This is a genomic window from Chryseobacterium tagetis (assembly GCF_016735585.2).
GTDB lineage: Bacteria > Bacteroidota > Bacteroidia > Flavobacteriales > Weeksellaceae > Chryseobacterium > Chryseobacterium tagetis.
The window spans coordinates 133,643-154,701 of sequence record NZ_JAERSE020000002.1 but is presented as its reverse complement, the minus strand read 5'-3'; the positions used below and the strand labels follow the sequence as shown (position 1 = coordinate 154,701).

Annotated in this window: 18 protein-coding genes; 11 read left to right on the top strand and 7 right to left on the bottom strand. The window is 34.8% G+C overall.

Translation table 11 applies throughout. The features are described from left to right. Positions 1 to 158: 158 nt before the first annotated feature. From eno to JI747_RS05960, 5 genes are all read left to right on the top strand, one after another. Positions 159 to 1,451, top strand: a complete 1,293-nt coding sequence (gene eno, locus JI747_RS05980) for a phosphopyruvate hydratase (protein ID WP_225686993.1) — start codon at positions 159 to 161, stop codon at positions 1,449 to 1,451. An 86-nt stretch (positions 1,452 to 1,537) separates the two neighbouring features. Beyond that, on the top strand, positions 1,538 to 2,824 hold the full coding sequence (locus tag JI747_RS05975) for a citrate synthase (protein ID WP_225686992.1): 1,287 nt from the start codon (positions 1,538 to 1,540) through the stop codon (positions 2,822 to 2,824). Between the two features lie 432 nt (positions 2,825 to 3,256). After that, positions 3,257 to 4,171, top strand: a complete 915-nt coding sequence (locus JI747_RS05970; RefSeq protein WP_225686991.1) for a dimethylarginine dimethylaminohydrolase family protein — start codon at positions 3,257 to 3,259, stop codon at positions 4,169 to 4,171. A gap of 29 nt (positions 4,172 to 4,200) precedes the next feature. Beyond that, entirely contained in the window at positions 4,201 to 5,124 is a 924-nt protein-coding gene (gene ctlX / locus JI747_RS05965; RefSeq protein ID WP_225686990.1) for a citrulline utilization hydrolase CtlX, read from the top strand. Positions 5,125 to 5,234: 110 nt separating this feature from the next. Further along, positions 5,235 to 6,992, top strand: a complete 1,758-nt coding sequence (locus JI747_RS05960; protein WP_225686988.1) for a discoidin domain-containing protein — start codon at positions 5,235 to 5,237, stop codon at positions 6,990 to 6,992. A gap of 124 nt (positions 6,993 to 7,116) precedes the next feature. Here the strand turns inward: JI747_RS05960 and JI747_RS05955 are convergent, their stop codons facing one another. The 4 genes from JI747_RS05955 to recJ all read right to left on the bottom strand — a co-directional run bounded on the left by JI747_RS05955 (position 7,117) and on the right by recJ (position 12,334). Further along, positions 7,117 to 9,408: a TonB-dependent receptor domain-containing protein gene (locus tag JI747_RS05955; protein WP_225686986.1), complete on the bottom strand. Its 2,292-nt coding sequence runs from the start codon at positions 9,406 to 9,408 to the stop codon at positions 7,117 to 7,119. 253 nt (positions 9,409 to 9,661) lie between these two features. Then, positions 9,662 to 10,000: a DUF3817 domain-containing protein gene (locus JI747_RS05950; RefSeq protein ID WP_225686984.1), complete on the bottom strand. Its 339-nt coding sequence runs from the start codon at positions 9,998 to 10,000 to the stop codon at positions 9,662 to 9,664. A gap of 19 nt (positions 10,001 to 10,019) precedes the next feature. Continuing rightward, on the bottom strand, positions 10,020 to 10,604 hold the full coding sequence (gene nadD / locus JI747_RS05945) for a nicotinate (nicotinamide) nucleotide adenylyltransferase (protein ID WP_225686982.1): 585 nt from the start codon (positions 10,602 to 10,604) through the stop codon (positions 10,020 to 10,022). 14 nt (positions 10,605 to 10,618) lie between these two features. Continuing rightward, the gene (gene recJ / locus JI747_RS05940; protein WP_225686980.1) at positions 10,619 to 12,334 is read right to left on the bottom strand and encodes a single-stranded-DNA-specific exonuclease RecJ; all 1,716 of its coding nucleotides are present in this window, start codon (positions 12,332 to 12,334) and stop codon (positions 10,619 to 10,621) included. A 132-nt stretch (positions 12,335 to 12,466) separates the two neighbouring features. Between recJ and JI747_RS05935 the strand changes: the two genes are divergently transcribed. After that, positions 12,467 to 13,282 carry a M48 family metallopeptidase gene (locus JI747_RS05935; protein ID WP_225686978.1) on the top strand — a complete coding sequence of 272 codons (816 nt, stop codon included), beginning with the start codon at positions 12,467 to 12,469 and terminating at the stop codon, positions 13,280 to 13,282. Between the two features lie 93 nt (positions 13,283 to 13,375). Here the strand turns inward: JI747_RS05935 and JI747_RS05930 are convergent, their stop codons facing one another. Continuing rightward, positions 13,376 to 14,998: an ABC-F family ATP-binding cassette domain-containing protein gene (locus JI747_RS05930; protein ID WP_039364186.1), complete on the bottom strand. Its 1,623-nt coding sequence runs from the start codon at positions 14,996 to 14,998 to the stop codon at positions 13,376 to 13,378. Between the two features lie 207 nt (positions 14,999 to 15,205). On the opposite strand from JI747_RS05930, the gene smpB reads away from it, so the two are divergent. The 5 genes from smpB (at position 15,206) to JI747_RS05905 (ending at position 19,929) form a co-directional block, all read left to right on the top strand. Further along, positions 15,206 to 15,664 (top strand): SsrA-binding protein SmpB, encoded by a 459-nt coding sequence (gene smpB / locus JI747_RS05925; protein WP_225686977.1) that lies wholly within the window; start codon positions 15,206 to 15,208, stop codon positions 15,662 to 15,664. A 77-nt stretch (positions 15,665 to 15,741) separates the two neighbouring features. Next, complete coding sequence (locus JI747_RS05920; RefSeq protein ID WP_225686976.1) at positions 15,742 to 17,238, top strand: OmpA family protein; 1,497 nt, start codon at positions 15,742 to 15,744, stop codon at positions 17,236 to 17,238. 93 nt (positions 17,239 to 17,331) lie between these two features. Further along, a complete protein-coding gene (locus JI747_RS05915) occupies positions 17,332 to 18,072 on the top strand; it encodes a YebC/PmpR family DNA-binding transcriptional regulator (RefSeq protein ID WP_225686975.1) in 741 nt (246 codons plus the stop codon). 61 nt (positions 18,073 to 18,133) lie between these two features. Continuing rightward, the gene (locus JI747_RS05910) at positions 18,134 to 18,961 is read left to right on the top strand and encodes a UDP-2,3-diacylglucosamine diphosphatase (RefSeq protein WP_225686974.1); all 828 of its coding nucleotides are present in this window, start codon (positions 18,134 to 18,136) and stop codon (positions 18,959 to 18,961) included. Continuing rightward, positions 18,958 to 19,929: a glycosyltransferase family protein gene (locus JI747_RS05905; protein WP_225686973.1), complete on the top strand. Its 972-nt coding sequence runs from the start codon at positions 18,958 to 18,960 to the stop codon at positions 19,927 to 19,929. Before JI747_RS05910 ends, JI747_RS05905 begins: the two co-directional genes overlap by 4 nt. Here JI747_RS05905 and JI747_RS05900 read toward each other — a convergent pair. Next, the gene (locus tag JI747_RS05900) at positions 19,918 to 20,208 is read right to left on the bottom strand and encodes a GNAT family N-acetyltransferase (protein ID WP_225686971.1); all 291 of its coding nucleotides are present in this window, start codon (positions 20,206 to 20,208) and stop codon (positions 19,918 to 19,920) included. The genes JI747_RS05905 and JI747_RS05900 overlap by 12 nt on opposite strands. A gap of 97 nt (positions 20,209 to 20,305) precedes the next feature. Beyond that, positions 20,306 to 21,052 carry an RDD family protein gene (locus JI747_RS05895; protein WP_225686969.1) on the bottom strand — a complete coding sequence of 249 codons (747 nt, stop codon included), beginning with the start codon at positions 21,050 to 21,052 and terminating at the stop codon, positions 20,306 to 20,308. Positions 21,053 to 21,059: the final 7 nt, after the last annotated feature.

The following is a 21,059-nucleotide window of genomic DNA, read 5'->3' as shown; positions in this document are numbered from 1 at the left end:
TAAATATGAACCTTATTGTTTTCGAGTTTCAAACTATACATTATTATAATCTTAAAATTAACTAAAATTTAACTTGGAATAAGTAGATAAATTCCCTCTGTATTGCCTCTAAAAGTTAAAAATTGATTAAATTTGTCTGAACTATAAAATAAACAAAAATGAGTTACATTTCTTACATAGAAGCGAGACAAATTTTGGATTCAAGAGGTAATCCTACAGTTGAAGTAGATGTATTTACAGAAAGTGGTGCGATGGGTCGTGCTGCGGTACCTTCTGGAGCATCTACCGGAGAACATGAAGCAGTTGAATTGCGTGATGGTGGTTCAGAATGGATGGGGAAAGGGGTTTCTAAAGCTGTAGAAAATGTAAGAGAAGTAATTGCTCCTGAATTGGTAGGTCTTCCGGTTTTTGATCAGAACCTTATCGATCAGATTATGATTGATCTTGACGGAACTAAAAATAAAGGAAATCTAGGTGCTAATGCTATTTTAGGAGTTTCTTTGGCTGCTGCAAAAGCTGCTGCAACAGAACTAAGATTGCCATTATACAAATATGTAGGAGGAGTAAACGCAAATACGCTTCCGGTTCCGATGATGAATGTAATCAACGGTGGTTCTCACTCAGATGCCCCGATTGCTTTCCAGGAATTTATGGTAATGCCGGTAAAAGCAGACTCTTTCTCTCACGCATTGAGAAAAGGAACTGAAATTTTCCATAACCTAAAAGCTATTTTACATTCAAGAGGATTGTCCACTGCAGTAGGTGATGAAGGAGGTTTTGCTCCTACATTCACAGGAACTGAAGATGCTTTGGATACTTTGCTTCAGGCCATTGAAAAAGCAGGGTATAAGCCAGGTGATGATGTAATGATCGCTTTAGATTGTGCCGCTTCAGAATTCTACAAAGACGGAATATATGATTATAGAAAATTCCAGACTCCGGATGCAGCTCAGTTTACAAGCAGCGAGCAGGTTTCTTACCTAGCTGAATTGGCAAATAAATATCCAATCATTTCTATTGAAGATGGTATGCAGGAAAATGACTGGGAAGGATGGAAAATGTTAACTGAAAAAATTGGAGACAGAGTACAGCTTGTTGGTGATGATTTATTCGTAACAAACGTAGACAGATTGTCAAGAGGAGTAAAAGAAGGAATTGCGAACTCAATCCTTGTAAAAGTAAACCAAATCGGTTCTCTTTCTGAAACAATGGCTGCAGTACAGATGGCACAACATAACAAATTTACCTCTGTAATGTCTCACAGATCTGGTGAAACTGAAGACTCTACAATTGCTGACTTAGCAGTAGCAATGAACTGTGGCCAAATCAAAACGGGTTCTGCTTCAAGATCAGATAGAATGGCAAAATACAACCAGCTATTAAGAATAGAAGAAGCTTTAGGTGAAACTGCAATTTTCCCAGGATTAGAAGCATTTAAAATAAAAAGATAATTGAATTTATAAATAACGGCAAGCGAAATTTTTTGTTTGCCGTATTTTATAATAAGTAGTATATTTAAAGAAAAATAAATTAAATAATGTCAGACAACAAAGTAATATTGAATTACGCAGGTAATTCGTATGAATATCCTATCGTAGATAGTACTATCGGGGACAGAGGGATCGATATTTCAAAATTAAGAGACCAGACAGGTTTAATCACATTAGATTTAGGTTATAAAAACACCGGAGCTACACTTAGTGACATCACTTACTTAGACGGAGACAAAGGAGAATTATTCTACAGAGGTTATCCTATCGAGCAGATTGCTGAGAAATCTAACTTCACAGAGGTAATGTACCTTTTATTGCACGGTGAATTACCAACTCAAGACCAATTTAATACCTTCAACGGTAACATCAAAAAATATAACTTCGTAGCAGAGGAGATGAAAAAAATCATCGATGCTTTCCCTCGTTCTGCTCACCCAATGGGAGTTTTATCTACTTTGACTTCTGCTTTAACGGCTTTTAATCCAAAGGCTGTTAACGTAAACTCTAAAGAAGAGATGGATTTAGCTGCTGAATTGCTGATCGCTAAATTTGCTCACCTTTGTGCTTGGACGTACAGAAAAACTTTAGGCTTACCGCTTAACCACGGAGATAATAGTTTAAGCTATGTTGAGAACTTCTATAAAATGGCTTTCAGATTACCAAACGAAGAATTTGAAATCAACCCTGTAGTAACTGAAGCACTAGATAAATTATTAATTCTTCATGCAGACCACGAGCAAAACTGTTCTACATCTACTGTAAGAATGGTAGGTTCTGCTCATACAGGTCTTTTTGCCTCTGTTTCTGCGGGTATTTCTGCACTTTGGGGACCACTTCACGGAGGGGCAAACCAGGCGGTTATCGAAATGCTTGAATTAATTGAAAAAGATGGTGGAGATGTTAACAAATGGGTTGCAAAAGCTAAAGATAAGAATGATAGCTTCCGTTTGATGGGATTCGGACACAGAGTATACAAAAACTTCGACCCAAGAGCAAAAATCATCAAGAAGGCAGCAGACGATTTATTAGCAGCGTTAGGAATTGAAGACAAAGCTCTTGACATTGCAATGCAGTTAGAAAAAGTAGCGCTGGAAGACGAGTACTTCATCGAAAGAAAACTATATCCAAACGTAGATTTCTATTCAGGAATCATCTACAGAGCGTTAGGAATTCCTACAGAAATGTTTACAGTAATGTTTGCATTAGGAAGACTTCCAGGATGGATTGCTCAGTGGAAAGAAATGAGATTAAAAGGAGACCCAATCGGAAGACCAAGACAGGTTTACCAAGGAGCTCAGCAAAGAGATTATATCAATATCGCGAACAGATAATATTGACTTTTCATAAAAATGAAAATCCCAAGGTTTTTACTTTGGGATTTTTTTATTGATAAACAGAAGGGCTCTTTTCTTTTAAATCCTAACCGTGATAATTTTTATCATTATAAAAAGGAAAAACAGATCTTCATAATTAGGCATTGAAAAAACAGTTGGTTTCGACTCATTTAAAAACTCTAGTCAATGAAAAAGAGATGAAATATCAGATGAATTTTATGTAAAATTGAATACCCAATAATAGATTGATAAATAAATATCTGAAAAATCTTTTAGAATTGATAGTAAAAACTGTATTTTTTAAATTAACATTAGTAAATAACTGTATTTAAGTCAATTCATAGTTAAAATTAAATTCTGTCGGAAAATATTTGAAAAGTTTCGCAAATACAGACCTTTACTTATATTTGTAACATTGCATAAATCTTTATGAGACTAAATATAAAAAATGAAACGGGAAGGCTGAAATCTGTAGTTTTAGGACAACCCAATTCAATGGGAGCTGTTCCTACATTGGAAGAAAGTTATGATGCCAAATCTTATTACACGATAGAGCATAATATGTATCCGAAGGAAGCTGATATTATTAATGAAATGAATGCTTTTGAGGCTGTGTTAAAAAAGTATGATGTTGAAGTGCTGCGCCCGGAAATTATAAAAGACTATAATCAGGTATTTGCAAGAGATGTTGCGTTTGTGATTGATGATAAAATGATTATCTCAAATGTAATTGCAGACAGAGCAGATGAGCAGGGAGCTTATAAAACAGTTTTTGAAAAAGTAGCCTGGAGAAAAATTATCAACCTTCCGGAAACCGCTCATATTGAAGGTGGAGATGTTATTGTTTGGGATGATTTTCTTTTTATAGGAACATGCTTCAGCGAAGATTACAGAAGCTATAAAACAGCAAGAACTAACGAATATGCCATCGAAATTCTTAAAGAATATTTTCCTAAAAAAAGAATTATTGATCTTGAATTAAAAAAGAATGATAAAGTTCCGTATGAAGGAATTTTACATCTGGATTGTACTTTTAACCCGATTGGAAAAGACAAATGTATCATTTATAAAGATGGTTTTGTAGACGAAAGTGATTATCGACTGATCATAGATATTTTTGGGGAAGAGAACTGTTTCCATGTTACTGCTGAAGAAATGTTTGAGATGGTTCCGAATATCTTTTCGATCTCACCGGAGATTGTTGTTTCTGACAAAGCATTTACAAGAATGAATAATCATCTTAGAAACGAATGGGGAATGACTGTGGAAGAAATTCCTTACAGAGAAATTTCTAAAATGGGAGGTTTATTGAGATGCTCAACAATGCCATTAGTCAGAGAATAAGAATGTTGAAGAACTTAAATCAAATTAAAATGCAAACAACAGATACAGTATTAATGATAGAGCCGATAGCGTTCGGTTATAATGCGGAGACGGCGAAGAATAATTATTTTCAGATTGAGCAGACAGGTTCTGATATTCAATCCAAGGCTTTGGCTGAGTTTAATACATTTGTAGGAAAACTTAAATCTAAAGGAATTAATGTCATTACAATAAAAGATACATTAGATCCGCATACTCCGGATTCTATCTTCCCAAATAACTGGGTAAGTTTCCATAAAGACGGAAAGGTAGTTCTATATCCGATGTTTGCTTCAAACAGAAGAGTAGAGAGAAGAGACGATATCATAGAAAGTATCCAGAATCAGGGTTTTGAAGTCACTGAAATCGACGACTGGTCATTTCCGGAAACTCAGGGGCACTTTTTGGAAGGAACAGGAAGTATGATTTTCGATCACGATAATAAAATTGCTTACGGTTCAGTTTCTTTAAGATTAGATGAAAATCTATTCAGAGAATTTTGTGAAAAATATGGCTTTACGCCGATCGTTTTTCATTCATATCAAACGGTAGGAGAAGAAAGACTTCCGATTTATCATACCAATGTCATGATGTGTGTTGCAGATCAGTTTGTTGTCATTTGTTTAGATTGTATCGATGATAAGCTGGAAAGAGAAAATGTAGCTGAAACCATTAAAAACTCAGGAAAAGAAATCATTGAAATTTCTGAGAACCAAATGCAGCAGTTTGCAGGAAATATGCTTCAGGTTCAGAACAAAGAGGGAGAGAAGTTTTTGGTAATGAGCCAGACTGCCTATCAATCTTTAAACGCAGATCAGGTAGCCGCAATAGAAAAACATTGTGAAATTATTTACTCAGATCTGAACACCATCGAAGTAAACGGAGGAGGTAGCGCACGCTGTATGCTTGCTGAGATTTTCTTACCGAAAAAATAATTTGAATCTAAATAGATATATAAAGCTTCTGATCGTATTGGTCAGAAGTTTTTTATTTAAGATAAGCTTCAAAAAAATAGGCTAAATTTGCAGGAATGAAATTGGTTATTATGATAAAAAAGTTAATGATAAGTCTAGGAGTTTTGGTTGCCATATTCTCTTATGCTCAGCAAAAAACATTCTGTAATCCTATCAACATCGATTACGGATATACTCCGTTTGAAGTTTTTTCAAAACAGGGGAAACACCGTGCTACTGCCGATCCGGTAATTGTCAATTTTAAAAATAAACTGTTTCTTTTTTCAACCAATCAGGAAGGATATTGGTACAGTGATGATATGCTGGACTGGAAATTTGTAAAAAGAAAATTTCTCAGAGATAATAAATATATTCATGACCTGAATGCTCCTGCAGTTTGGGCCATGAAAGATACTTTATATGTTTTTGGCTCTACCTGGGAACAGGATTTCCCTATCTGGAAAAGTACAAATCCAACAAAAGATGATTGGAAAATAGCAGTTGATACACTAAAAGTCGGAGCTTGGGATCCTGCTTTTCATTATGATGAAGATAAAAACAAATTGTATCTGTATTGGGGATCAAGTAATGAATGGCCATTATTAGGAACTGAGATCAAGACAAAAACATTGCAGTCAGAGGGTTTTGTAAAGCCTATTTTAAGATTGAAACCAGAAGATCACGGTTGGGAAAGATTCGGGGAATATAACGACAATGTTTTCTTACAGCCTTTTGTAGAAGGTGCGTGGATGACAAAGCACAACGGAAAATATTATATGCAGTACGGAGCTCCTGCAACTGAGTTTAGCGGATATTCTGACGGAGTGTATGTAAGTGATAAACCTTTAGAAGGCTTTGAATACCAACAGCACAATCCGTTTTCCTATAAACCGGGAGGTTTTGCAAGAGGAGCAGGACACGGAGCTACTTTTGAAGATAATTACAAAAACTGGTGGCATATTTCAACAATTTTTATTTCCACTAAAAATAATTTTGAAAGACGTCTGGGAATTTGGCCGGCCGGATTCGATAAAGATGATGTTATGTATTGTAACACCGCTTATGGAGATTATCCGACTTATCTTCCGCAATATGCACAGGGAAAAGATTTTTCAAAAGGCTTATTTGCTGGCTGGATGTTGCTGAATTATGATAAACCGGTTCAGGTTTCGTCTACATTGGGTGGCTATCATTCCAATTATGCAGTAGATGAAGATATTAAAACGTATTGGAGTGCAAAAACAGGGAATTCGGGAGAATGGTTTCAGACGGATTTAGGCGAAGTTTCTACCATTAATGCCATTCAGATCAATTATGCGGATCAGGATGTTGAGTTCATGGGCAAAACCTTAGGCAAAATGCATCAGTATAAAATCTACGGTTCAAATGATGGTAAAAAATGGAATGTTATTGTAGACAAAAGTAAAAATACGAAAGACGTTCCTCACGATTATGTAGAACTTGAAAAACCTGCAAAAGCAAGATTTCTGAAAATGGAAAACTTAAAAATGCCCACCGGAAAATTTGCATTGAGCGGTTTCAGAGTATTCGGAAAAGGAGCGGGAACAGTTCCTCCAAAAGTTCAGAATTTTGTTCCGTTAAGAGCTGATCCTAAAAAATACGGTGAAAGAAGAAGTATCTGGATGAAGTGGCAACAGAATTCTGATGCAGACGGATATGTAATTTATTGGGGGAAATCTCCGGACAAGTTATACGGAAGCATCATGGTGTATGGTAAAAATGAATATTTCTTTACCGGAGCCGACAGAACAGACGCTTACTATTTCCAGATTGAAGCTTTCAATGCCAATGGAGTTTCGGAAAGAACTGAAGTTTTTAAATCAGAATAAATTAAAAATAAAAACGCTTTGATTATTTCAAGGCGTTTTTGTTTTTTTATAATATTAAAACAAAACCCACCAATTTCTCGGCGGGTCTTTGTACAAAATAAATTATATGAAGAATGATTGTGTATTAACGTGTTCTGCTTTTGATAGCGTCTGAAGCGCCTTCTATTGATCTTACTTTCTTTACTTTCTGGTTTCCGAAATTGTAAGTGATACTGAATGTTCCCCCTCTTCTGAACTGGTCGTTTCTTACATAATTGTAGTTTCCGTTGGCTTGATAATCTTCTATTTCTACGATGTTGGTTCTTAAAACATCAGTTAGATTCAGGGCAAAAGTCCAGTCATTCCAGTTTTTCTTTAAACTTACATCTAAACTCATTAGATTTTTAAGAAGTCCCAGTTCAATCTGCTGCTTATCCACAAAGAAATAATTGATGCCTAAAAACCATGTTTTCTTTTTATCTAATCGAATAGTATTGTTCGTTTGAATGATAATACTCGTAGAGCTTATTTTATTTTCATAAGTCGGAAATACGTCTCCTGAAGTAGGATCTACGCTTAAACTTCCGTCATTTACATTTCTCTGAACCCCAATATTGAAATTTGTTGTCAGATATTGATTAAAGAACGATCTTTGAACTCCAACCATTGCAGACATTTCCTGCTTATTACCAAAATTAGTTCGGATGTATCTCAATTGCTTATGAGAATCCATAATCGGTTGATTGGTAACCGGATCCAGAACAACATTTCCGTTGGCATCCCTTCTTTCTTTCAGAATATCTCTCTGTAAAGGAACCTGTGTAATCACATCTTTGAATAAGGAATGATTTAAAATCAGGAAATAAGAGTTTTTAAACATATAGGTCAGTTCCTGATTGTAGGTGGAAGAAGCTTTCACAAACGGGTTGTTTTGTGTGTAATTATCTTCGGTAAGAATATTTCTTACAGGGTTAAGCTCCCAAAAGCTTGGTCTTCTCATTCTGCTGGAAAATGCATACGAAATATTGTTTTTATCATTGATTGCATAATTTAAACTTACATATGGAAGTAAATTATTGTAGTTCCTTTCAATTCTTTTGTATTCAGGAGCTGCATTGTCAGAAGTTCCTAAACTATTGGTGATCTCATATCTTGTTCCGATTTTTCCAGAGAATTTATCGGAGAACTTTTTTTCAGCAGTTAAATAAAATCCATAGATGTTTTCATCATATATAAAATGATTGGGATTAAATTCCGGTTCTTCACCATTTTTATATGTATCGTTTTTGGTATCATTATCGGTTTTTGTTTTGTTATAATTTCCACCAATTGAAATAGTAAGATCATTTTTAAACTTCTGAATATAATCTACCATTCCGGAGAAATTATTGATTTTCTGAGGAAGATTTTGATAAATAGTCTGCGCTGGATCTATACTCAGATTATTTCCTAAAGCATCGGCATAAAAAGTTTTGTTGTCTGTAAACTGGAACCTTTTGTAATTTAGGTAAGCTGTATTTACATTCAATTTACTTCCTAAAGAATCAGTCTTTAACTCATAATTCAAGTTGACAGAATTGTTGTAAGAACGCGCATCTTCTTTATTTCTAGAATTGGTATAATTAATATTATATTCCTGAGTATCCGGATCTAATGAACGAATCGTATTAAATAAGCTTACCGTTGAATTATAACTTTTATTAGCCGAAGAGTTCCATGTTAAACCCAAATTACTCTTTTCTGTTAATTGATAATCAATATTCAGATAACCACCAATAAACTTGTTTGGATCGTCAATATTCCCTGTAGACTCATTAGATGAAGAAGCATTACCGTTTCTTAAAACATATTGTTGTGCATCAATATTTTCTCCCCCATTTAAATTGGCACTTATCCCCAGTTTATCCTTTCTGTAGTTTGCTGAAAAACTGGCAGAACTAGCATTGTATTTGTTTTGAGAATTTGCCATTCTCATATTGCCATTCAGACCGTCGCTCATTTTCTTTTTCAGGATAATATTGATGATACCATCTGAAGATTCTACCTGATATTCGCTTCCCGGAACAGTAATCACTTCAATTTTCTGAATATTTTCTGCTGGAGTGTTCTTTAAAAATTGGACCAGAGAATCTGCATCCATATTGGTTTTTCTCCCGTTGATGTAGATCAGAGCATTATTCTTTCCTGCAATCTTTAATGTTTTATCATCAGTTGTAGACAGAAGAGGAGTTTGCTTTAAAAGATCAAATGTTGTGTTTCCTTTTGCTACAGGAGATGCTGCAACATCATATACAAAACGGTCGCTTTGCTTTTTGAATACCTGTTTCTTTAAAGTAACGGCTTCTATATTTTGAGTCTTTGCAGTATCCTGCTTCTTCTGTTGGGCGAGAGTCAATCCGCTGAAAAATAGGGCTGCGATGAGAATAGGCGTTTTCATGATCTTATTTTTAGAGTGGTTTTTATATTTTAATAGCTTGTATTTGTTATTATTTAACATTGCAAAGATATATAATAAATTAAGTATTATGCAATACAAAGTACTGGAAATGTTTTTGGATTGATTTTAACTTTCTGATTTACAGTGGTTAAAATTTCGTTTTGATTTTTTAAATTTTTTGATTATCTACATAATAAGACAACTGTACCATAGATTTTGTTACAGGGAATGAGATAAAAATGAAAAAAAAAAATTATTCTCTATCGAAACGAGCTAGTTTTTTATCGATCCAAATGGTCGCAAAAGGGAAAAAAGCAGAGATTAATGAAAACACAAAATCTTCATCATCCCAAACGAATATTTTCCTCATAGAAGGTAAGAATACAAGATATATAGTGAAAAATAAGCCATGAATACTGCCAATAGTACTGATATAAACAATGGGAATAATGCCATGAGGATCAACGCGAATCCAGATCATAGCAGAAAAAAGAAAAAACCATGATAATGCTTCAGCTAAGCAAATTCGCTTAAACCATTTAATAACTTGTTCTTGCGTATATTTTGCGAAAATTTTTTCGAGAAAATCCATTGTATAATTTGTCTAACTTCTATTTATAAAAACTGCTGCCGTCCAGATATTCAAAAACCTCTGGTGGAAGCATGGGTCTTACATTTTTATTCTCTTTGATCATATTTCGAATCTCTGTCGCAGAAAGTTCTATAATGGGAGCTTTGATCAGAGAAATATTTTCATGCTGCTGATATTCGGGTACTTTTGCTTCATCTTCAGGAATTCTGGGATATACGATGATGTGATAATTTTTGATCAGATAATCTGCATTTTTCCATTTGTGAAGACTCTTTAAATTATCTTCTCCCATAATCAGGCTGAAAGAATACTGAGGATATTTTTCGTTAAGATATACTAAAGTATCAATCGTATAACTTGGCTTAGGAAGAGAAAATTCAACATTCGAAGCCTTAATATTAGGATAGTTTTTAAGAGCCAGTTCCACCATATCAAGCCGGTTGTGATCATTTAGTAATGTCTTTTTATCCTTAAAAGGATTTTGAGGACTTACTACAAACCAAACTTCATTCATATCTGAATTCTCTAAAATATAATTAGCAAGAATCAGATGACCGATATGAATAGGATTAAAAGATCCAAAGAAAAGACCTACTTTTTTCATGACAAATAAAATAATTAATGATCTCTGAACTTTACGTCTTTAATATTCAAATAATGAGTCACATTACCTTTCCAGTGGTTTTCTTCCAAAGTAAAGGCGATATCGAAGTTTTTGTTTTTAAACTCTTCAGCAAATTGGCCCAGTTTAAAACCGACACACTCTATGTTTCTGTTGGTAGAATCTTGTCTGATATAAAATTTAAGATGATTATTATCCTTTCCCATTGTTTTCAAATAACCGGAAAGCTTCTGGTTACTCATGGAAAAGATAGGCTTCATATTGTGTGGCCCGAAAGGCGCCAGTTTTCTATGAAAGTTGATGAAATCACGATTAATATCTTCAACCTGAATTTCTGTATCAATGTTGATAGAAGGTTCTTTTTGATGTTCCTGAATTTTTTCTGAAACGATTCTTTCAAATTTCTCTTTGAAAGCTTCAAACTTCTCTTTTTCCATCGAAAGTCCTGCTGCTGCATGATGTCCTCCAAACTTTAAAAAATATTCTGAGCACAAATCCAACGCTTCATGTACATCAAAATCAGAAACAGACCTTGCAGAAGCTACCATTTCCCCATTATTTCCGTCAGTGAAAACAAGAGTAGGCTTATAATAGGTTTCAATCAGTCGGGAAGCAACAATTCCAATCACTCCTTTGTTCCATTCGGGATGATAAACAATGGTGCTGTGTTTTGCCTGTTGTTGAGATTCTATAATCTGATTGAGTGCGGAAAGAGTAGAATTCATATCAAGTTCTCTTCTTTCATCGTTGAGGTTCATGATATCACTTACGATTTGATGGGCATGCTTTAGATTATCTGAAACCATAAGCTCTACAGCCGCTTTACCATGAGAAATTCTTCCTGCCGCATTTATCTTTGGAGCAATTTCAAAAACAATATTTGAAATTTCAAAATGAGACAGTTTATCTTCAGGAATTAATAATCTTAAACCTAAATTTCTAGTTTTACGTAAAATTTTAAGTCCCATTTTAGCTAAAACCCTGTTTTCCCCTGTCATAGAAACAATATCAGCTGCAATCGAAATGGCCAGCAAATCTGTTAATTCAAATAATTCCGCTTCAGGAATTTTATAAATAGTATTTAATCCCTGACAAAGTTTGAAACCGACTCCGCAACCGGAAAGTTCCTTAAATGGGTACCTGCAGTCAGTCCTTTTAGGATCAAGAACCGCTACCGCATTTGGAATTTCTTCTCCGGGTAAATGGTGATCACAAATGATAAAATCGACACCCAGATTCTGAGCATAGCTTATCATATCCAAAGCTTTGATTCCACAATCGAGAGCAATAATTAATGAAAAGCCATTTTCTTTTGCAAAATCAATTCCTTCCGTTGAAATTCCATATCCTTCAGAATTTCTGTCGGGAATGTAATAGTCTAAATATTTTTTCTCAACAATTTTGCTGAGGTATAGGTACATCAAAGCTACAGCCGTAGTTCCATCTACATCGTAATCTCCGTACACCAATATTTTCTCTCCATTTTCAATAGCAGTAGCAATACGCTCAACAGCTTTTTGCATATCGGCCATTAAAAAAGGACTGTGAATATCGTTAAGATTAGGTTTGAAAAATTCCCGAGCCTTCTGATAATTGTCAATGCCTCTAAGAACGAGGAGTTTAGATTCAAAAGTTCCAAAACCAAGTGACGAACTTAATCTGTCTACAATATCTTCATCCGGTTCCGGCTTGTAAATCCATTTTTGACTCATCTTACAAAAATAGGGAAAAAAGTTTTAAAAGCCTAAGATTAAAAAAATACATTCAAGCTGCGGTTCAGGAATTTTAACATTAAAATTAGCATAAAAATAACTATCTTCGCGGTCCAAATTAAAATAACAATTATGAAAAAAATTACATTCTGCCTGATGTTCATCGGGGCGGTATTTTCGATCAACGCGCAAAAAATCAATTTAGGAAAAGCAGCAGGAGTTGTTTCTAACGGAGCAAAAGCTCTCACATTCACAAACGAAGACGCTATAAAATTATCCAAAGAATCTGTTGACTGGATGGATAAAAATAATAAGGTAGCAGGAGCAAAAGATCCTTATACGATCAGACTAAACAAACTTTTTGGAAAACATAAAAGCCAGGATGGGCTCAATCTGAATTACAAAGTGTATTTGGTAAAAGATATTAATGCATTTGCCTGCGCAGACGGAAGTGTTCGTGTATTTTCCTCATTAATGGATATTATGACGGATGAAGAATTATTAGCCGTAATCGGTCATGAAATCGGTCATGTGAAGAATCAGGATACAAAAGATGCGATGAAGTCTGCCTACTTAAAAGCTGCCGCTCTGGACGCCGCTTCTTCCGCTTCAGGTACCGTAGCAACTCTGAATGACAGCCAGGTCGGAAAAATGGCTAATGCTTTTCTTGATGCTTCTCACAGTAAAAAGCAGGAGTCTGAAGCAGATACTTATTCCTATGACTTTATGAAAGCGAATAAATACAATGTGGTAGGAGCGTATACAGCATTTAAAAAGCTGGCGTTGCTTTCTGAAGGAGGGGAAGCTCAGACTGGATTTCAGAAGATGTTTAACTCGCATCCGGATAGTAATAAAAGAGCTGAGGCTGTAAAAAAACGCGCTGAAAAAGATGGTCTTTGGAAAGATCCTGGAACGGTTTCTTTGCCTACTGCTAAACTAACTAAATAGTTTAACCGAATACAGAGTTTAATATAGAAATAAAAACTCCTCAAAGATCAACTTTGAGGAGTTTTTTATATGAATTTTTAATACCGTTAAAGATTAAGAATACATTTTTTCTCTTAATTCTTTTACCTTTTTATCAGCAAGGTATTCGTCGTAAGTCATTTCTCTGTCGATGATTCCGTTGGGAGTCAGCTCGATGATTCTGTTACAGACAGTCGAAAGCATTTCGTGGTCATGAGAAGCCAATAAAAGATTTCCTTTGAAGTTGGACAATGAGTTGTTCAACGTTGTAATACTTTCAAGGTCTAAGTGGTTCGTAGGTTCATCTAATAAAAGGATGTTCGCTTTCTGAAGCATCATTCTGCTGAACATACATCTCATTTTTTCACCTCCGGAAAGTACTTTACAAGATTTCAAAGCTTCATCACCTGAGAAAAGCATTCTTCCTAAGAATCCTCTTACGAATTCTTCGTGACGCTCCTCATCATTTTTTGTGAATTGTCTCAACCAGTCAACTAGACTAAGATCTTCCTGGAAGAAATTGGTGTTGTCCAAAGGCATGTGAGATTGGTTCGTGGTAACTCCCCAAGCAACAGTGCCTTTATCAGCTTCAACGTTTCCTGCTAAAATTTCGAAAAATTCTGTGATTGCCAATGAGTTTTTAGACAATACGGCAACTTTATCTCCTTTTTTAAGATTTAAATCGATGTTTGAGAATAATAATTCTCCGTCCTTTGTTTTTTCAAGACCTTTTACATCTAAGATCTGATCTCCTGCTTCTCTTTCCATTTCGAAAATGATGGCAGGATATCTTCTTGAAGATGGTTTAATATCATCGATGTTCAATTTATCGATCATTTTCTTTCTTGCAGTAGCCTGTTTAGCTTTTGCAACGTTTGAACTGAATCTCGCGATGAAGTCCTGAAGTTCTTTCTTCTTTTCTTCCGCTTTTTTATTAGCCTGAGCTCTTTGTCTTGTTGCTAACTGAGAAGCTTGGTACCAGAAAGAGTAGTTACCTGTATAAAGGTTAAGTTTCGCATAATCCAAGTCACCGATGTGCGTACAAACCGTATCTAAGAAGTGACGGTCGTGAGAGACAACGATTACTGTATTTTCATAATCTGCCAAGAAATCTTCCAGCCAAGAAATGGTATCAATGTCAAGGTCATTCGTAGGTTCGTCCAGAATAAGTACATCCGGATTTCCGAAAAGCGCCTGAGCCAAAAGAACTTTTACTTTGTCCTTGTTCTCTAATTCGCTCATCATTTGCCAGTGCATATCATCTTTGATTCCAACGTTTGAAAGCATGGTCTGTGCATCAGATTCTGCTGTCCATCCTCCCATTTCATCATAGATTACACCTAGTTCACCAGCTTTAATTCCGTCTTCATCAGAGAAATCTTCTTTTGCATATAGCGCATCCATTTCCTCTTTTATCTCGAATAATTTCTTGTTACCTCTTAAAACAGCTTCAAGAACATTGTATTGATCAAATGCAAAGTGATCCTGCTCAAGAACAGACATCCTTTTTCCGGGTTCCAAAGATACATTTCCAGTTGTAGGATCCTGCTTTCCTGTTAATATTTTAAGGAATGTAGACTTTCCTGCACCATTTGCTCCGATAATCCCGTAGCAGTTTCCTTTCGTAAACATAATGTTTACCTCGTCAAAAAGAACTCTTTTCCCGAATTGTAAAGATAAGTTAGATACTGTTAACATATAGTTTTGTAAATTTGGCGCAAAAATACGAAAAGAATTTGGGTATTTCGTAATAATTTAATAGTCAAGTTTTTAAATATGGGGTATTTTTTATATATTTCATCAATTAAATTTAATAAATGCTATGGTTCAGATTGGACGGCTTAATAATTTTTTAAGTGTAGCGATATTAAACTCTTACACATTTCTTTATAAGGATTTTTAAAAATGAAGATTGAAAAAACGGTCAATATATTAAATAAAAGAGCCAGATTCGAGTACGAAATCATGGAAGAATATGAAGCAGGAATGGTTCTTACAGGTACAGAAATAAAATCTTTGCGCTCATCTAAGGCTTCCATTACAGAATCGTTCTGTCAATTTATTGATGGGGAATTATACATTATTAATATGATGATTGACGAGTATAAATTGGGGACTTTTTATAATCACAAAACAAAAAGGGAACGGAAATTGCTCTTGCACAAAAAAGAATTGCAAAAACTTGAGAAGAAATTAAAGGATGCGGGAAATACAGTAATACCTTTAAAACTATATATCAACGACAAGGGAAAAGCAAAGGTCTTAATTGCCCTAGGAAGAGGGAAAAAACTCTTTGATAAAAGGGAAAGCATAAAAGATAGAGAAAATAAACGAAACCTAGATAGAATATTAAAGAAAAGTTAAAAATCATCCAAAAAACTTTGTATATAAAGAAAAATTATATTTATTTTGCATTATCAATTATTTAATCATTTAATTCTATGAAAAATCTAAAATTAGGAATTTCAGCATTGGCGCTTACTGTTGCTTCTACTGTGTTCGCTCAGACGACCAACAACCCTTGGTTGATCGGAGTTGGTGCTCACGCTGAGAACCATTTGGCACAAAGAGGTAATTTCAGTAATACGTTCTCTGCTAATAATTTGACGAAGACAATGTTCAATGTGAACAACTTCTCTATTACTCCACCATTGTCTAAGCTTATTGTAGCTAGAAACATTGGTAAAGGTTTAGTTATCGACTGGCAGACTTCTGTAGGAAATGTTGAGAACAAGAGATTTAACATGGGTAAAGAGTTCATGTTAATGACTGGTCTTGGTTTCCAAGCTAAAGCAGCAGGTCTTTTATGGAATGAAGAATCTTGGTTCGATCCATATTTGAGAGTTGGTGCTAACTATTTAAGACATGACTATACATCTCTTACTTTTCCTAGAACCGATGCGAACGGAGAATTTATAGGAAATGGAGATAATGGTAACGAAAACGGGAAAGCAAACCACTTTACAGTTTCTACAGGTGCAGGTGTTAACTTTTGGGTAACTAAAAACTTCGGTTTAGGTGTTCAAGGTGACTATGTTTCAACTCCTGGAGATAAAGCAAACTATGCTAACTTCTGGCAAGCTTCAGCATCTTTGAACTTTAGATTTGGTAACAGAGACAGAGATAAAGATGGTATCTTAGATAAAGACGATCTTTGCCCTGATACACCAGGTTTACCAGAATTCCAAGGATGTCCTGATACAGACGGTGATGGTATTCCAGATAAAGACGATCAGTGTCCAGATGTTGCTGGTCCAGTTGAAAACAACGGTTGTCCTTGGCCAGATACAGATGGTGACGGTATTATCGACAAAGATGATGCTTGTCCTACAGTAGCAGGTCCTGCTGAAAACAATGGTTGTCCTTGGCCAGATACAGATGGTGACGGTATCTTAGATAAAGATGATGCTTGTCCTACAGTTCCTGGTTTACCTGAATACAATGGTTGTCCTAAACCAGCTGAACCACCAGTAGTGAAGATCAACGAGACATTGAAAGATATCTTATTTGATTTCAACAAAGCTACAATCAGACCAGAATCAAGCGGTAAGTTAGATACAGCAGCTAGAATTATCAAAGAAGCTGATCAAGCTAACTTCCTAGTAGTAGGTATGACAGATGCTAAAGGTTCTGCTGCTTACAACTTGAACTTATCTAGACAAAGAGCTGCTTCTGTAGTTTCAGCTTTAGAGGCTAGAGGTATCAACCCTAACACTCTTAAGTCTATCGGTATCGGTTCTCAAGAGGCTACTGTTCCTGCAACTGCTTCAGATGCGGAAAGACAAGCTGACAGAAAAGTTATTGTAAGAGCAATCTCAGGTGCAGATTGGGAAACTTACAAGAAAAACGATATCGTGGTAGCTACTAAACCAGTTATCAAAAAAGCTTCAGCTAAAAAGGCTCCGGCTAAAAAAGCTCCAGCTAAAAAGAAAAAATAATTAATTTTTCTAAATAATAAATACCTCCAATTTTTTGGGGGTATTTTTTTTTTGTTGACTTTTAATTAATTTTGTGGAAAATTTAAAATAAAAATGGGAAGAGCGTTTGAATATAGAAAAGCTTCTAAAATGGCCAGATGGGATAAGATGGCCAAAACTTTCTCTAAAATTGGTAAAGATATTGCGTTAGCAGTTAAAGCTGGTGGAACAGATCCTGAATCGAATCCGGCATTGAGAAGATGTATCCAGAATGCGAAAGGGGCAAACATGCCGAAAGATAATGTAGAAAGAGCCATTAAAAAGGCAAGTGGTGCAGATGCGGAAAACTATGAAGAAATTACTTATGAAGGATATGGGCAAGGCGGTGTTGCTTTTTTCGTAGAATGTACTACAAACAATACAACAAGAACAGTTGCTAATGTAAGAGCTATTTTCAATAAGTTTGACGGAAACCTTGGAAAGAACGGTGAATTGGCATTTATTTTTGATAGAAAAGGAATTTTCACAATCGATTTAGCTCAAATTAAAATGGATTGGGATGATTTTGAAATGGAAATGATCGACGGTGGAGCAGAAGATGTAGAAAAAGATGAAGAAGAAGTAATGATTACGACTGCTTTTGAAGATTTCGGATCTTTGTCTCACAAATTGGATGAATTGGGAATAGAAGCAAAAAGTGCAGAATTACAAAGAATTCCAAACAATACAAAAGAAGTAAACGAAGAACAGTTCAAAGCAAATATGAAAATGCTTGAGCGTTTCGAAGATGATGATGATGTACAGAACGTATATCACAACATGGAAATTACAGAAGAGCTAATGAACTCTCTATAAAAAATAACATAGCATTCATATACAGTTAATTTTCAATTAGTTTCTTTGCATAAAATCATCTATGAAGAGAAACATTGAATTGGTTGTCATTTCGGATGTACATTTGGGGACTTATGGATGTAAGGCTAAAGAATTATTAAAATATTTGAATTCCATTCAGCCTAAAACTTTAGTTTTGAATGGAGATATCATTGATATTTGGCAATTCAAAAAGTCTTACTTTCCTAAACCTCATTTAAAAGTCATCAAGAAAATTCTTTCTTTGGCTACAAAAAATACTGAAGTATTCTATATTACCGGAAACCACGACGAAATGTTCCGGAAGTTTACAGATTTTGAATTGGGAAAATTAAAAGTCTGTAATAAAATCTGCTTAGATATTAACGACAAAAAAACCTGGATCTTTCACGGAGACGTATTCGATGCATCGGTGCAGCATTCCAAATGGATTGCAAAACTGGGTGGAAAAGGATATGATTTGCTGATTGTAATCAATAATGTTGTAAATTGGTTTTTGGAGAAAATGGGTAGAGAAAAATACTCGTTTTCCAAAAAAATTAAAAATAACGTAAAAAAAGCGGTCAAGTATATTGGCGATTTTGAATTAACGGCTTCTGAACTGGCCATCGACAATCATTATGATTATGTGGTTTGTGGTCATATTCATCAACCGCAGATTCGTGAAGTAGTGACTAAAAAAGGATCTTGTATTTATCTTAATTCCGGAGACTGGATAGAAAATCTTTCTGCTTTGGAGTATAACGATAATGAATGGAAGATCTTTTACTACGAAGAGCATAAACATTTGCTTGCAGATGATGAAACAGAAGAAATTCAGGACATTCCCAATGAAGAGCTTTTGAAACTGGTAACCAATTTTTCTCAATGAAAATATTATATGCATTTCAGGGAACAGGAAACGGACACGTAGCAAGAGCACAGGAAATTGTTCCTATTTTAAAAAAGTACGCACAGGTCGATACTTTGATCAGTGGTCATCAATCTCAATTAAAGGCTGATTTTGATGTTAATTTTCAACATAAAGGAATTTCGCTGCTTTATGATAAAACAGGTGGTTTATCATACAAAAAAACATTTTTTGATAATGATTTTTTTAAGGCCATAAAAACAATCAGAGAAATAGAACTTTCACAATATGATCTGATCATCAATGATTATGAACCTTTAACGGGGTGGGCTTGCAAACTGAAAAAACTTCCTATGATTGAGCTCAGTCATCAAGCGTCAATGTTGTTTAAAGAAACTCCTAAACCTGAAAAGAAAGATTTTGTCGGAGAACTGGTTTTGAAATATTACGTTCCAAGCGATCGGAAAATTGGTTTTCATTTTGAAAATTATCATCCGCAAATTAAAAAACCTGTTATCAGAAAGAAAATAAGAAACCTTAATCCGGATAAAAAAGGGTTTTATCTAGTGTATCTTCCAAGCTTTTCGGATGAAAATATCATTAAAGTTTTAAAACAGATTCCTGTTGAATGGAAGGTTTTTTCAAAATATACAAAACTTCAGTTCAGCGAAAATAATGTTGAGGTTTTTCCTATTGATGAAATTCAGTATTTAAAATCTTTTGAAAACTGTGACGGAATTCTTTGCAATGCAGGTTTTGAAAGTCCGGCTGAAGCACTTTTTATGGATAAGAAATTATTCGTTATTCCTATTCATAATCAATATGAACAGGAGTGTAATGCTTGTGCACTGGACAAAATGGGAATTCCTAATTCAAAGGTTTTACGGCTTGAAGAAATAGAAAAATGGGTGAACGGCGATCAACATCTGAAGGTAGATTATCCAGATAATATTGAAGAGATCTTGGTGAACGAGGTTTTAGTTCTTTAAAAAAATATCTTCTACATCATTCATCCTCATCATTACAGATCTTGCATAAGAGCAATGAGGATATACTTTCCAGTTGTTTTCTCTTGCAAATTTAATGGCTTCTTCCACTAGATATTTTCCCATTCCGCGACCTTCAAATTCAGGATGAACCAGGACAAAAGAAATAATAAACTTATTTTCTTCAGGGAAAATAGTATAAGTTAATCTGCCGATTTCTTTAATCTCGTTATTTAAAGTAAGAACTCCGCCGTTTCCTGACTGATTGTTTTCGAATCTCATAATCTAAGTTTTAATGATACGTAAAAGTACAAAAACCACACCGATGGTGTTTTGATGTAGATCAAGAAAAGAAAAGGAGTTGAAAATGGTCAATTTACTAACTGTCCTTTCCTGTATAATAATTATAATCCTTAATAATAATTCCTATGAACTGTCTTTCGGTCATTTTAGGATCTGTTTCCAGCTTGAGAAGGCTTTTTATTTTTTCGGAAAGTTTATTAATGATATGTCTGTCGTCTATTCTTAATGCTTTTTGATAGTTGTCTTTAATGATTCTCATATCATTATCGCTTAAAGCAATTACCTGTGGAAAAGACGGAATATAGTCATCCTGTATATTTTCCAGGATGGTATGGGAAATATTAATACTGTTTTTAAGGGAAATAACCGCTGTTCCTGAAGCAATATCTCCCAAACGCTGATTATTTTTAGAAATAACCATTGAAATAATGCCGATCACTCCTACAAATAAAGTATCTACAATTCTGAATACCCAACGAATCATATAATCCCCAAAACTTGCCTGATAGCCATCAATTTTTACCACTCGTATTTTTAAAGCTCTTTTGCCGGGAGTCTGTCCTTCCATAAGGCTTTCCAATACCAGCGGATAAATGTAAACAGGAAAAGTAATGGCGATGTAGATTGCCATTTGTGACCATTGATCCAGCCCATCCAGTAAGTAGCCTAAATCCAATACGTTGAAAAATAAATAAAAGATAACGATCACATAAGCAATTTTTATCAGTAGGTCGATGATAAAAGCAAGCATCCTTTCGCCCACGCTCGCAACATTAAAATTAATATTGACATTTTGTGAGGTATTAATCGCAATTTGAGACATATTTTTT